12 protein-coding genes are annotated in these 13523 nt (G+C 61.1%); 8 read left to right on the top strand and 4 right to left on the bottom strand.

What is annotated here, in order from left to right; genetic code table 11:
* Nucleotides 1-38: 38 nt before the first annotated feature.
* From ACV7GQ_RS19255 to ACV7GQ_RS19265, 3 genes are all read right to left on the bottom strand, one after another.
* A complete protein-coding gene (locus ACV7GQ_RS19255) occupies nt 39-338 on the bottom strand; it encodes a DUF3006 domain-containing protein (RefSeq protein WP_470313567.1) in 300 nt (99 codons plus the stop codon).
* Nucleotides 335-1750, bottom strand: a complete 1416-nt coding sequence (locus ACV7GQ_RS19260) for a lamin tail domain-containing protein (protein WP_470313568.1) — start codon at nt 1748-1750, stop codon at nt 335-337. The genes ACV7GQ_RS19255 and ACV7GQ_RS19260 overlap by 4 nt, the downstream gene beginning before the upstream one ends.
* Before the next feature lie 110 nt (nt 1751-1860).
* The gene (locus ACV7GQ_RS19265; RefSeq protein WP_470313569.1) at nt 1861-2502 is read right to left on the bottom strand and encodes a cyclase family protein; all 642 of its coding nucleotides are present in this window, start codon (nt 2500-2502) and stop codon (nt 1861-1863) included.
* Between the two features lie 154 nt (nt 2503-2656).
* Here ACV7GQ_RS19265 and ACV7GQ_RS19270 point away from each other — a divergent pair, with 154 nt between their 5' ends.
* The gene (locus tag ACV7GQ_RS19270; RefSeq protein ID WP_470313570.1) at nt 2657-4156 is read left to right on the top strand and encodes a sodium:solute symporter family protein; all 1500 of its coding nucleotides are present in this window, start codon (nt 2657-2659) and stop codon (nt 4154-4156) included.
* A complete protein-coding gene (locus tag ACV7GQ_RS19275) occupies nt 4153-4380 on the top strand; it encodes a hypothetical protein (protein WP_470313571.1) in 228 nt (75 codons plus the stop codon). The genes ACV7GQ_RS19270 and ACV7GQ_RS19275 overlap by 4 nt, the downstream gene beginning before the upstream one ends.
* Nucleotides 4381-4438: 58 nt before the next feature.
* Here the strand turns inward: ACV7GQ_RS19275 and ACV7GQ_RS19280 are convergent, their stop codons facing one another.
* Entirely contained in the window at nt 4439-5464 is a 1026-nt protein-coding gene (locus ACV7GQ_RS19280; protein ID WP_470313572.1) for an NrpR regulatory domain-containing protein, read from the bottom strand.
* 132 nt (nt 5465-5596) lie between these two features.
* Here ACV7GQ_RS19280 and ACV7GQ_RS19285 point away from each other — a divergent pair, with 132 nt between their 5' ends.
* The 6 genes from ACV7GQ_RS19285 to ACV7GQ_RS19310 all read left to right on the top strand — a co-directional run bounded on the left by ACV7GQ_RS19285 (nt 5597) and on the right by ACV7GQ_RS19310 (nt 13471).
* A complete protein-coding gene (locus tag ACV7GQ_RS19285) occupies nt 5597-6928 on the top strand; it encodes an aspartate aminotransferase family protein (protein ID WP_470313573.1) in 1332 nt (443 codons plus the stop codon).
* On the top strand, nt 6925-7920 hold the full coding sequence (gene speB, locus ACV7GQ_RS19290) for an agmatinase (RefSeq protein ID WP_470313574.1): 996 nt from the start codon (nt 6925-6927) through the stop codon (nt 7918-7920). The genes ACV7GQ_RS19285 and speB overlap by 4 nt, the downstream gene beginning before the upstream one ends.
* Nucleotides 7917-9284, top strand: a complete 1368-nt coding sequence (locus tag ACV7GQ_RS19295) for an NAD-dependent succinate-semialdehyde dehydrogenase (RefSeq protein WP_470313575.1) — start codon at nt 7917-7919, stop codon at nt 9282-9284. The genes speB and ACV7GQ_RS19295 overlap by 4 nt, the downstream gene beginning before the upstream one ends.
* Nucleotides 9281-10774: an aldehyde dehydrogenase family protein gene (locus tag ACV7GQ_RS19300; RefSeq protein ID WP_470313576.1), complete on the top strand. Its 1494-nt coding sequence runs from the start codon at nt 9281-9283 to the stop codon at nt 10772-10774. The genes ACV7GQ_RS19295 and ACV7GQ_RS19300 overlap by 4 nt, the downstream gene beginning before the upstream one ends.
* A 1013-nt stretch (nt 10775-11787) precedes the next feature.
* Entirely contained in the window at nt 11788-12570 is a 783-nt protein-coding gene (locus ACV7GQ_RS19305) for an SDR family NAD(P)-dependent oxidoreductase (RefSeq protein ID WP_470313577.1), read from the top strand.
* A gap of 61 nt (nt 12571-12631) precedes the next feature.
* Complete coding sequence (locus ACV7GQ_RS19310; protein WP_470313578.1) at nt 12632-13471, top strand: class I fructose-bisphosphate aldolase; 840 nt, start codon at nt 12632-12634, stop codon at nt 13469-13471.
* Nucleotides 13472-13523: the final 52 nt, after the last annotated feature.

Here is a 13523-nt window from a genome sequence, read left to right on the forward strand (position 1 = left end):
CGCTACTGTGGAAGACAGCCCCAAAGCACTCTCGCTTGTCAGGAGTCGTCGTCTGATGGGGGCCGACTCGAGAGCCGGTCAAAGCGGTCCTGAGCGGCCTCCCGCCGATTCTCAGTCGTCTCGGGGTCGTAAGTCCACTCGATAGCGGTTCCGTCTGCAATCGTCACCGAGAGGATTGCGTCGGCGTGCCGTCCGTCTTCCGGTAGGACTGACGCCTCCAGCACGGTGTCTCCGACCTCTTCGCCATCGTGTTCGAAGAAGACAGTCGCTAAGCCGTCCTCGACCGAGTCGACGACCGCGATATACTGTCCGTCCTCGAGCGTGTCGAGTTCAGTCATTCGTACGTCTCCTGTCGCACGACGTCCCCGTCACTGTTTCGCACAGTGACCGTATCGCCTCCGTTGTTCCAGACTGGTGACTCAGCGTCCCAGTAGAGGTCCGTGTCCGTATCGGTACCGCTGCCAGTGTGCACCGTCACCGTCGCCCCCGCGTCGAGCGTGTAGTCTGCTGGGAACGTGTAGGTCTTGCCCACCTCGTCGGACACGGTCCAGCCACCCAGGTCGAGTGACTCGTCCCCACTGTTGCGGAAGACGACGTACTCGTCGTCAAGGTTCTCGCGGTCGTCGCCACTGGCGTCGGCGTGAATCGTCTCTATCGATAGCGTCCCCGTATCGGTTGAGCCACCGTCCGTCGAGACCGTGTGCGTGCCTGTGGCTGAGGTCGCAGCGTTGTACCTGGCCCGTTCGACCAGCTCGCCGCTCGTTCCCGGCGCGACTGGGTCGCCATCCCGGAGGTCGAGCGGGTCGGTCGGCGCCGATCGCTGCGTCCGAACAGAGACTGACTGCCCGTCACTCACGAGAACGATGTCACCGTGAGTGGCAGTCCAGTACGCTGGCAGAGACCGGTCGGCTAGGCGCCGCAACACCTCTTCGGCGGGATGGCCGTATTGGGAATCGTACGCACTGGAGATGACCACTGTCTTCGGATTGACTGCATCGAGCAACGATTCGCCCGTCGAACTCGACGAACCGTGGTGACCAGCTTTCAGGACGGTTGCCTGAAGTTGCTCGCCGTACCGGTCCACGAGATAGGCCTCTTGATCGTCTTCCGCATCGCCGGTCAACAGGAAACTCGTCTGCCCATGGGTGAGTTTGAGGACGATACTGTTCTCGTTACGAGCCTCGTCTTCGAGATACGGCTCTGGTGGGCCCATGACCTGAACCTCGACGCCCTCGAAGGGAATCGAGTCGCCCGCACGTGTCTCGTACAAGGTGACGCCGTGCTGTTCGACGGCATCGAGATACTCGCCGTACGTCTGCGTACTCGCGGCGATACCCGGGTCGTAGACGGCGCCGATACCGCCGGCTTCGGTCTCGTAGTAGTCGATGACAGCGGCGTTCCCCCCGATGTGATCGGCGTCGTTGTGCGAGACGATCATGTAGTCGATACGGTCGATATCGTTCTGTCGGAGGTACCGCAGTACGTACTCGCCGTCGTCGCGATAGTGACCGGTGTCTATCAACATCGTCTCACCGGTCGGTCCGACGACGAGCGTACTCACCGACTGGCCGACGTTGATGAAGTGGACCTCCACTGTTCCGTTAGCGGTGGTCGTCGACGTGGTGGGCGTCGTCTCCGTCGGTGTCGTCGATTCGACGGTGTCCACTGCCGGCGCTGCACCCGAACAGCCAGCTATGAGCACGACGAGTAGCAGAGAGGCCACCAGCACAGACGGCGACCAGCGAAGCATGAATCCAGTCTACGTGCGTCGTCGGTATAGGTGATGTGGCCCGTCAAGAAGCACAGCGGCGGCGATGATAGGGCGGACACAGTTCGCCGGCACTGGCTTGCCACATCGGCTCACTCGAAGCGAGCGACGGCACGGACCGGTGCTCCGTCAGAGGCTGTGATTTTCAGGGGGAACGCGAGGAGTTCGAAGCGCTCGGGCACCGCCTCGAGATTGGTGAGGTTCTCGAATATGAGATGGTCGTTACCGAGGAGCGTGTGGTGGACGGGGAATCCTGCTGGTTCGTCAGGGGCCGCACTCCGGGTCGGCGTCGGATCCGGGTTCAACGCGTCGACAGCGACATCGTAACCCTGTTGCAGACAAAAATCGGCGGCTGCCGATGTCAGATAGGGATGGTCCCGATAGGTGGCGTCGCCCCAGTGAGTGTCCCACCCAGTCCGAACTACGACCACGTCGGCGTCGGTGGCTGGCAGATGTTCCGGGCCGATTGGGGATCTCGGGTCGAGTCCGCGGCAGTCGGCCAGGACGGCGTCGAGTGCGAAACGCTCGACTGGGAACTCGTCGATGGTCGCACCGTCTGACTCGGTGTGGCTCGGCGCGTCCACGTGTGTGCCCGTGTGACTACCGCAATCGAGTCGTTTTACCCGGTAACCATCTTCCGGCATATCTGCGTGCGCCTCGATCGAGACGGCCGGGTCGTCAGGGTAGATCGACATCCCCGGCTCTACAGTTTGTGTCAGGTCATGGGCCTTCATGGCCCTAAATGCGTACCGTTGACACAAATAGGTAGCGTATGTCACAACCCCCTATATTTTAGTAGGTTCATGCAAATGGTGAGGTTGATGTGGCAAACCATTTCCACCAGAATCGGTCACAGGGACCACGCACCGTCAACCGGGGGTCGGTACCATGGTTAGTTCCACCGGCGGATACGCCCTGATCGGCGTCTGGGCGGCGCTGATGATCGGACTCGCGTACTTTATTTTCAGACGACAGAGCGTCAACGACACCAAGGAGTTCATCACCGCGGGTGGTCGTGCTCAGGTTGGGCTAACGACGGCGAGCTTCGCGGTGACGTGGATGTGGGCAGGGGACATCCTCGGTGTGCCCCAGTACGTCGGTTTCGTCGGCGTCGCCGGTATCTGGATGTACGCCGGTCCCGCTGTCCTCTCCTCGTTCGTCGTGATGCCGTTCGCGCTGCGGATGCGCGAACTGTTCCCACAGGGACTGACCTACAGCGAGTACTTCATCAAACGGTTCGACAAGCGAGCCCACCTCGCTGTCATCTTCGTCGTCCTGTACACGATGGTTCTCGGTGGCGTCATCCAGCTATACGTCGGGGGGACCGTCATCGGTGGTCTCGCCGGCATCGACCCGACGATCGTCATGGCACTGCTGATGGCTGTCATCGGCGTCTACATCCTGCTCGGTGGGCTGTGGGGGTCCATGACGACGGACTTCGTCCAGTTCATCAGCGCCATCGCGCTGACGCTGGTGTTCGCACCATTGCTCGTCTTCGAGGTTGGCGGCCCCTCTGTCGTCTACCAGGATATGGTCACGAATCTCGGCGACCAGTCGAGTGCCTTCCTGAGCATGGCTAACTTCGCGCCGATTGAGGGATTCTTCCTGCCGTATGCGCTCGGTTTGGGTGTCTGGGGTATCGTCAGTCTATCCACGTGGCAGCGCATCTTCGCGGTTCGACGGGACAAAACCACCCGCTTCCTCACAGTGGGCGGTATCGGGGTGTTCTCGACGATAGCGATGTACAGCCTCATCGGCTTCGTCGGGCTGGCTGCGTTACCAGACGTCGCGCCGGGCGCCATCGCGACCGAGGCGCTCGCGCTGCTGCCCGGATGGGCGGCAATCATCTTCCTGCTCGTCGCGCTGATGGTGCTGGGCTCCTCGACCGACTCGTACTTGACCGCTATCGCCAGTCTGTTCTCGCGGGACATCTACTTCCGACAGTTCAAACCCGATGCCGACGACGAGAGCCAGCTGCGCGTCGCCCGTATCGCGAGTCTCGCGTTCGCCCTCATCATTTTCCTGGCGACTGAGTTCGCCCTCCAGAGCGGCGTGACGTTCATCCAACTGCTGCTCATCGGCGGTATCGGTTCGACGGCGCTGGTCGGGCCCTTCGCTCTCTCGCTGTTCTGGTCACGAACCAGCACAGCTGGCTTCGTTTCGGGGGTCATGTTCAGTCAGGTGGTCACGGCACTCCTGCTGGTGGTCTCGTTCGAAGTGTACGCCGTGCCAGGTGTCCCGGCGCTGAAACTGTGGGAGGTCATGCTGGTCGGGCATCTAGTCTCCACGTCACTGACTGCCGTCGTCAGTCTCGCCAGCCCCGACGACTTCGACTTCGATAGTGTCGCGGGTGATACTGTCGTGGCCGACGGAGGTGACGACCGATGATGAGCGAATCGATGTTCGTCGGGATGCTAGCGCTGTTCTGGATCGCCGAATTCGTGTTCGGGGCCATCGTCGTCTATTGGTTCGTCAAGCAGGGGTTCGCCGATGATGGGACTGCGAGCGGTACAGACTTCCCGCTCGAAGACCCGAGTCTCACGAAGCAGTCGCTCGGTATCTGGGGGCTGTTCTTCCTCGCTATCGTCGTCGGTATCATAGTCGGAGCCTGAGAGCGAGGAAGCGCCTCGGGGTGGTGTCCGCAGGTGCTCACTTTGATCCGCTTTCGAGCTAAAATTCCGCCGCAGTCACTCCTGCAGCCTCGAACTGGTTTCTCCTGAGAGTGCCATAAAGCGTCGTCCATTCGTCGGCGATGCCTCGTTCCGTCAGCAGGCCGAGGCCGATCTCTCCGACCGCACTGTACGTCAGCGAGCAGAACTCCCAATCGGGAGCGTCACCGGGGAAGGGCCCGTCTTCGCGTGGCCGGCGGATATCGACAACACCACCGAGCGAGCTACGCGTTTCGACGGCGAAGTCGCGGCCCTCTTCGTACCGAGTCAACGGGAATTCTCGGTTGTCGATGATGAGGCGTGCCAGATCGCCGTCTAGTGCGGCCAGGGTGTCAGTCCGCCCGGCCTCCAGCAGGAGCGTCACGATGTCGATGGTCGCTCCTTCGCCGTTTATGACGTCGATGTAGCGTCTGATGCCCCCGCCCGCGGCATCGGGGGACTGAGAGAAGACCGTAGATGGGTCCGGGTCGGGGTCGTACTCGGCGATACCGCCGGTGATTAGTTGGGTACTTATGCCTCCGGACAGGAGGACGCCGTCGAGCGTGAGCGAGGAGGGGAGGGCCAACCGATAGTCGCCGGGCTCGGTGACGTCGGCCTCCGATACTGCCACCGGACACGGGCCCAGCGGGGTCTCTTCGAGGCTGGAGAGGAGGTCAAGCGCCCGGGCCACAGCCTCATCGTCGAGGTACGCCGCAGCCACCACGAGCTCACCAGTGTCTTCTAACGGATCGTAGGTCACGCGACTGGTCAGCATCGCGATCCGTGCCCTGATACGCTCTCGGCGTGCGTTCACATGTCCCGTCTGGAGTGCGGCGCTGCCGGCTTCGGTCAGCCGCCGTCCCTTGCCGGGAACCTTCTCCGTGAGGCCACGTTCGTCCATATCCGAGAGGGCCAACCGGATCGTCCGACCTTGTATCGTATAGCCATGCCGCTGCATGAGTTCCACGAGCCGGATCGATCCGATCGGCTCGTTCTGACGGATGAGGCGCAAGAGGTCGTAGGTCCGCTCGTCGAGATCCCCGTCCATACGGTGTGGGAATCCGTGCGGTTACTCATAGTTTCCGGACGGGCGACGGAATCTTTATGAGATACCGCACGTTCAAATCCACTAAGGTGGAAGCATCTTTCCACGTCAAACCACTCAAATATGTCAGATAAAATGACTGGCGGGCCCGACCAAGACGCGGTCGACGGGAACGACGACGTCGTGGGTCGATACGACGACTACGTGATGCCGATCTGGAAGAGTCTCAACGTCCCGGTCAAACGGGCGTCTAACTGTACTGTGGAGGACTATGAGGGCAACGAGTATCTCGACGTGTTCTCCGGTATCTCCGTGACGAACGTCGGTCACAACAACGAGGCCGTCGTAGAGGCGGCCAAAGCGCAACTCGACGAGTTCGTACACGGTTGCTCGTACGTCCATCCGAGCGAACAGGTGGCACGTCTGGGCGAGCGACTGGCCGAAATCACGCCAGGTGACCTTCAGAAGTCCTTCTTCTGTAACTCCGGGACGGAGGCTGTCGAAGGTGCGATCAAACTCGCACGGAAGTACACCGGGAGCAAGGAGGTCCTCGCCCTCGAGATGGGGTTCCACGGCCGAACCCTGGGGAGCCTCGCGTTGACCGGCAACAAGGCCTACAAGAGTGAGATGGCTCCGACCATAAACGACGTCGCGCACGTCGCGCCGCCGTACGCGTACCGCTGTCAGATGTGTAGTGGCGGTCCGTGTTCCTGTGCTTGTGCCGACGACCTAGAGCGAGTCATCGGAACCCACACCGCCGGTGACTTGGCGGCCGTCGTCGTCGAACCAGTGATGGGTGAAGGTGGAATTATAGTTCCACCAAATGGCTGGCTACAACGGGTCAAGGAAATCACCCACGATCACGGCGGCCTCTTGATCGTCGACGAGGTCCAGACCGGGTACGGACGAACCGGCGAGATGTTCGCCTCCGACCACTTCGACGTTGTCCCCGATATCCTTCCGCAAGCGAAGGGCATCGCCAACGGGATGCCGTTGGGGGCGTTCACGGCGTCCGCTGAAGTCGCAGACGCCTTCGAGGCGGGCGACCATCTCTCGACCTTCGGGGGCAACCCCGTCGCCTGTGCCGCCGCGCTCGCGACCATAGACGAGTTGGAAGACGGCATCGTATCGAACGCCAGCGAACAGGGCGCGTGGCTCTCCAGCCAGTTGGCCGATCTAGAGGCGGAGTTCGATGTCGTCGGTGACACCCGCGGCCTCGGCCTGATGCAGGGTGTCGAATTAATCGATCCCGACGGTGATACCGGTCCGATGGGGGTTGCGCCAGAACCCGCCCCGAAAGTCGCAAAGCAGGTCGGGAAGCATCTCAAGGACAGCGGCATCATTATGGGCGTCGGTGGGTACCACAAGAACGTCATGCGGTTCCAACCGCCGCTGACTATCAGTCGGGACCAGCTCTCGCGAGCCGTGGATAGCCTGCACGATGCCTTGACGGAGGTGGAGGTGTGAGTCGGCAACACGACAGCCGTGTGGGCGATCTTGGCCCCGGGGTAGAACTCCCATACGCCGGTATCCAGACGTTCCTGAAGTCCGACCACCGCGACGTCGTCGAACTAGATGGCTACGATGCGGGCGTCGTGGGCGTCCCCTACGATGGTGCCGTCAGTAACCGTCCGGGCGCCCGGTACGGCCCACAGGCCATCCGCCAGGCCAGTAGCTGGTGGGCCTATCTATCGGGATACAAGGGCGGGCTGACGAACATGCGGACCGGCAAACAGGTCGACTTCTCCGCGCTCTCCGTGGCCGATTGTGGCGACGTACCGGTGTTTCCGATGGACCGCGAACGCACTGCCGAGAGTATCGAGGCCCACGTCGCGGCTATCGCCGATCAGTCGTTCCCAGTCATGCTCGGTGGGGACCACTACTGTACCGCCCCGTCGTTCCGCGGGTTCGCCGAGGGGTCGGGCTACGACGACGTCGGGTTCGTCCAGATAGATGCTCACACCGACACCAGCACCGGGAGTCCGGTATTCGGCGACGAGTTCCACGGCTCAAGCACGGCTCTCGTGGCGGACTCACCGTACTGTGAGTACGAACACATCAGTCAGGTCGGTATCCGAGGGTACGAGTCCCCGGACTTCTTCGAGTTCGCCGAGGAGAGTGGTTTGAACCTCTTCACGATGCGAGACGTGGCGGACCGTGGCATCGGTCCGGTAGTCGAAGACGCTATCGCCGCCGCCGCTGCAGAGACGGACGCGGTCTACGTCACCTTCGACATCGACGCCGTCGATCCGAGCGTCGCTCCCGGCACTGGGACCCCCGAGCCGGGCGGACTCTCCGCTCACGAGGCGCTGACTGCCGTGGAGACGTTGGGACGGCACGAGGCCGTCGAGGGTGCGGACCTCATGGAAGTCGCACCGGGATACGACGACAGCGAGGGAACGCAGCGACTCGCCGCGTACCTGCTCGTGACCCTCCTGGAACGACGATTCGCAGAATGACATTCGAAACAACCAATCCAGCGACTGGCGACAGTATCGAATCGTACGACCCACACGACGAGGCGGCAGTCGACGCTGCCCTCGACGATGCCGTAACGACGTTCGAGGCTTGGCAGGACCGCTCCGTCGAGGCTCGGCAGGAACTGGCCGCGGAACTGGCGACCGTTCTCCGAGCGCGTACGGACGAGTATGCGGAGTTGATGGCTGCGGAGATGGGCAAGCCCGTCGATCAGGGCGTCGGTGAAGTAGAGAAGTGTGCTTGGCTGTGTGAACACTATGCCGAGCGAGCCGGCGAGTATCTACAGGACGAGCGTATCGGCACGGAACCGAACGCGGAGACGTACGTCGCGTACGAACCGCTCGGCCCGGTGCTGGCAGTCATGCCGTGGAACTACCCGTTCTGGCAGGTATTCCGGTTTGCTGTCCCCGCACTGACAGCCGGGAACGTCGCGCTGCTGAAACACTCTCCGACCACGTTCGGATGCGCCGAAGCCATCGAGACAGTGTTCCGGGACGCCGGGTATCCGGAGGCGGCATTCCAATCACTCCGTGTAGAGGCCGACCGGGTCGAGAACCTCATCGCCGACGACCGCGTACGGGCCGTGACACTAACCGGAAGTACGCGGGCAGGTCGTGCGGTCGCCGAGGCGGCAGGTCGGAACATCAAGAAGACGGTGCTAGAACTGGGCGGTAGCGATCCCTACGTCGTTCTCGACGACGCCGACCTGGACGATGCCATCGACACAGCGGTCACTGCTCGTACCCAGAACGGTGGCCAGTCGTGTATCGCCGCCAAACGGCTACTTGTCCACACCGACGTCTACGACGAGTTCACCGACCGCTTCGTCGAAGCAATGTCTGCTCTGACTGTCGGCGACCCGACGGACACCGAGACCGACGTGGGACCACAGGCGCGCGAGGACCTATTGGAGACACTGCACGAGCAGGTGCAGGCGAGTGTCGATGCTGGGGCGACGCTCCGGTGTGGCGGTGACCCACTCGATGGTGACGGGTTCTATTACCCACCGACAGTCCTGACAGACGTTCCAGCCGGCTGTCCGGCCCGGACAGAGGAACTGTTCGGCCCGGTGGCGACCGTCGTCGAAGTCGAGGACGAGGCCCAAGCAGTCGCACTCGCCAACGACACCAACTATGGCTTGAGCGCGTCTGTCTGGACCGAAGACAGAGAGCGCGGTCGGCGTGTCGCAGAGCAAATCGATGCTGGGGCGGCCTTCGTCAACGAGATGTCGAAATCGGACCCACGCCTCCCGTTCGGCGGGGTCAAAGATTCCGGTTACGGCTCCGAACTGTCTCACCACGGCATCAAGGAGTTCACCAACGCGAAAACCTACTGGATACAATGAGTCACGAATTCGCTGTAGGCATGCGGGAGCGGCACGAAGAGGCGATAGCCGAGGCGACGGCCGACCAGGAGTTTCCACTCTGGATAGACGGGGAGGCACGAGCGGCTGAGAGCGGCGATAGCTTCGCTACGCGTGACCCGGCCGTCGGCCTCGAAATCGCCTCCGTTCCCCGTGGTGACACACCCGACGTCGATGCCGCTGTCAACGCCGCTCGGACAGCGTTCGAAGGCGAGTGGGGCGGACTAGACCACACGGAGCGAGCCGACCGGTTGCTCGCATGGACCGACCGACTCCGCGAAAATACCGACGAGCTGGCTCGCTTGGAGTCACTCGACACCGGCAAGCCGGAAGCGTTCGCGGCTGCCGAAATCGAGGAGGGAATCGACTACATCGAGTATTACGGTCACCTCCTTCACGGCGATACCGACGAACGGATCCCAGTCGGGGCGGACACCCACGCCTACAATCGGAAGGAACCGTACGGCGTCGCCGGCCTCATCGTCCCGTGGAACTATCCAGTGTTGCTCACGAGTTGGAAGCTCGGGCCAGCACTCGCTGCAGGCAACTCCGTCGTTCTGAAACCCGCGGAGTCGACACCGCTCACGTCGACCCGATTGGCACAACTGGCAGACGGTATCCTTCCGGACGGGACTCTGAACGTGGTCCATGGGTTCGGCGACGAGGCCGGCGCAGCGCTCACGAGCCACCCAGGCGTTGACAAACTTTCGTTCACCGGTGAGGACGCCACTGGTGAACTCGTTATGAGCGCCGCGGCGAGGAACATAACACCGGTGACCCTCGAACTCGGAGGGAAGTCCCCGTTCGTCGTCTTCCCGGACGCGGACTTGGCCGCCGCCGCCGAGACGGCCGCCGAAGGTATCTTCTACAACGTCGGACAGTCCTGCGACGCGTTCTCACGAACACTGGTCCACGAGGACGTCCACGACGAGTTCCTGGACCTGTTCATCGAGGCTGCCGAGGAGTGGACCGTCGGCGATCCCCTCGAAGACGGGACGATGGTCGGCACCCTATCGTCAGAACAGCAGTACCAGAAGGTTCGCGAGTACGTCGATGTCGGCCGCGCGAGCGGTGCGGAACTCGTCCACGGTGGTGAGGGTATCGCCGGTGACGGCTGGTTCCACGAACCCACTATCTTCGACGGCGTCGACAACGACAGTAGACTCGCCCAGGAGGAAGTGTTCGGTCCTGTGGCCTCCGTGATCGAATTTGCCGACTACGAGGAGGCCATCGAGCTTGCTAACGACGTCGACTATGGGTTGGCATCCGGCGTGGCGACCGAAGACGTCTCGCTGGCCCACCGGGCGGCGGCCGACATCGATGCGGGCACGGTGTGGGTGAACGACTACGCGCGATTCGCTCCCGGACTTGCGTTTGGTGGGTTCAAGCGTTCGGGCATCGGCCGTGAATGTGGCGCCGAAACGCTGGACGAGTATCGGCAGAACAAATCTGTCGTGCTGAAACTCGACTAAGGTCAAAACGGATTGACCGAGACTCTTTGGCGATATGCGAACGTATCGGGTACCCACCACTGACCGGTGGATTTCTCACGCGACTCCGATCCAAATTTCGAACCGAAAAGAATCGCTTCGAGGCCAGGCGCCTGAAAGATTCAGATTGCTAAATAGAAGATGAAATACCACGACCGCCCACGTTTCATTGTAATGTAGCGTTCGAAACTGGAGCAAAACAGATTTTTCAGATGATTCTGGCAGTGTATAAGACAAAACTAGCCCGGTATTCCATCCAGCCACTGCTATATGAGTATAAAACAGAATTGATAGTCGAACGAAGGAAAGAAATCAGCTCTAATCTACGAAATGGACCGATGCAATCTTGAATCGAATGGTGTATGTCTGATTTGGATGATACGTGATCGAACTCTACTTGTCCTTATCTATAGTTCTGGAAGACAGACCATTCAGGCCGTGAAGAGTGTAGCTCTATATAACAGGCGTACTACTGTTCCCCGGGCAGCGTAGTTGGCAATGGATGCCCACCATAGTGCACTAGGAGCAGGCCAAAGAAACTAACAAGAGTATGTGTGTTATGACGGTGCCCTGGATGATCGCTTCGATAAACGTCGGTGCGCGTGCAACCTGCCATCTGGACCAACGAACGACTGCGAGTTGTGTCTGACCCACATTCGGTCGATCGCAGCTGCCGGAAGGATGTCGATGAAATCCGTAAAATGGAGTCCAGATATACTTGATACTGAGTATTGACTGTTGATATAATATAAAATCAGTCAAAAGATACCACGCTCACTGAAGGGTCTGACTGATTTTATCGCGTGATGATACCACGCTGAGGGTACGTCTCTTGTTACCATGGTTCAATACCGGGGTTTATTTTAGGCATTTTGTTATCTAATCAGAGTATATTGGGCAGAAATGATTGTCTCAAGGAGCCTGTGATTCTGCCGAGACGGAGGGAGTTCTACTCACCCAAATATTTAACGTGCGCCCTGACGCAGTATAGCCTGATGCCCGACTACAGCTCAGATTTCGACGGGGACACCGTCATAGTCACAGGAGCCACCTCTGGAATCGGCCGAGAAATCGCAATTAGATTCGCGGACGCTGGGGCGACAGTTCTCAACGCGGACATCGAGTCCGAACCAAAGGATGCGGACACTCCGACTCATGAATACATCCGCGAGGAAGGTGGGTCGGCAGAGTTCGTTCAGACGGACGTCTCGAACGCCGACGACGTCCGCGCGGTGGTCGAACGTGCCCGAGAGTACGGTGGTGTCGACGTGATGGTGAACAACGCAGGACTGTTCATCGGAGGGAGTTTGCTCGACGTTAGCGAAGAGGAGTTCGAGAAGATACACCAGGTGAACGCCAAGGGGGTGTTCTTCGGGTGTCAGGCCGCAGCACAGGATATGATCGACCGTGGAACCGAGGGTGCAATCGTCAACACGGCATCGATCAGTTCGTTCGTCGCCCAGCGCGATCAGATACAATACGACTCCACGAAGGCCGCGGTAAAGATGATTACCCGGGGTGCAGCACTCGAATTAGCGGACCACGATATTCGCGTGAACGCAATCGGTCCCGGCCAGATAGCGACCGAATTCATCGACGGCTGGTCCGAGACGGCGCCCGAAGCAGCGGCCAAAAACGAGCTCATCAAACCGGTCCCTGCCGGACGGGCGGGCACACCAGAGGATGTCGCGGGAGCAGCGCTCTTCCTCGCAAGTGACGACGCTGACTACGTGACTGGCGAGGTACTGATGGTCGATGGAGGGTGGCGGATAATCTGATCCTCATCGCCCGGTAGGAGAATAGTTATGTGGGTGGGTTCACAGTCACTAGGTGGAGCCAATGACTACAGAGTCACTCCTCGACACTCCGTCGGGGAACGCAGTCGTCGTAGCGCTAGACCACGGACTGAGCCTCGGTGCGCCCGAGGGATTCAAGAACCCGATAGAGACAATCGACAAGGTCCTCGCGGGCGAACCGGACGGCGTTCTCGTCGGTCCGCACATGGCCCGTCACTACCAGGACCGCTTCGCGGAGGCCGACGTCGACGTCATCCTCACCGCCGACGTAGTTACGTGGTCGACCAGCCCGGGCCGAGACCACGATAAGGACCTCTGGACGCCAGCGTTCGACGCCGAGTTCCTCGCGGAGCTCGACCCGGTCGGCGTCAAGACGGTGCTCGTGTTCGGCCGCGACGACACCGAGACCTTCCGCCGGAACGTCGAGTACATCGCTGAGCTCGCCGAAGACCTCCGCGGGACGGGCATCCCGCTGGTCGTCGAGCCGGTCATGTGGGGCCGACGCGTTCCGGACAAGCTAGAGACGGATGTGGAGTTCGTCGAAGACGCGATGCGCATGGGCTGGGAGTTCGGCGCGGACATCCTCAAGGCACCCTACACTGGCAGCGTCGAGACGTTCGAGCCGCTCGTCGAGAACTCGCCGGTTCCCGTGATGATCCTCGGTGGCCCGGCAACCGGAACCACCCGCGCTATGCTGGAATCCGTCGAGGGGGCCATGGAATCAGGTGCCCGCGGCCTGATGATCGGCCGCACCATCTGGAAGTCCGACGACCCCGAGCGGACGGTCTCCGCGCTCAACGAGATCGTCCACGAGGGCGCGTCCGTCGAAGAAGTGTGGGACGAAGCGGAGTCCCCAGCAGTCGCAGGTAGCCGGGAAAGCTAAATACGAGTCGGCGTTACGCGTAGCCATGCCAACCACGCCGATGCACCGACCG

The sequence above is a fragment of the Haloarcula sp. MBLA0163 genome, assembly GCF_055632435.1.

Coding starts and splice junctions, on each gene's coding strand:
- ACV7GQ_RS19255 (WP_470313567.1), bottom strand. CDS start 338: ATGACTGAACTCGACACGCTCGAGGACGGACAGTATATCGCGGTCGTC.
- ACV7GQ_RS19260 (WP_470313568.1), bottom strand. CDS start 1,750: ATGCTTCGCTGGTCGCCGTCTGTGCTGGTGGCCTCTCTGCTACTCGTC.
- ACV7GQ_RS19265 (WP_470313569.1), bottom strand. CDS start 2,502: ATGAAGGCCCATGACCTGACACAAACTGTAGAGCCGGGGATGTCGATC.
- ACV7GQ_RS19270 (WP_470313570.1), top strand. CDS start 2,657: ATGGTTAGTTCCACCGGCGGATACGCCCTGATCGGCGTCTGGGCGGCG.
- ACV7GQ_RS19275 (WP_470313571.1), top strand. CDS start 4,153: ATGATGAGCGAATCGATGTTCGTCGGGATGCTAGCGCTGTTCTGGATC.
- ACV7GQ_RS19280 (WP_470313572.1), bottom strand. CDS start 5,464: ATGGACGGGGATCTCGACGAGCGGACCTACGACCTCTTGCGCCTCATC.
- ACV7GQ_RS19285 (WP_470313573.1), top strand. CDS start 5,597: ATGACTGGCGGGCCCGACCAAGACGCGGTCGACGGGAACGACGACGTC.
- ACV7GQ_RS19295 (WP_470313575.1), top strand. CDS start 7,917: ATGACATTCGAAACAACCAATCCAGCGACTGGCGACAGTATCGAATCG.
- ACV7GQ_RS19300 (WP_470313576.1), top strand. CDS start 9,281: ATGAGTCACGAATTCGCTGTAGGCATGCGGGAGCGGCACGAAGAGGCG.
- ACV7GQ_RS19305 (WP_470313577.1), top strand. CDS start 11,788: ATGCCCGACTACAGCTCAGATTTCGACGGGGACACCGTCATAGTCACA.
- ACV7GQ_RS19310 (WP_470313578.1), top strand. CDS start 12,632: ATGACTACAGAGTCACTCCTCGACACTCCGTCGGGGAACGCAGTCGTC.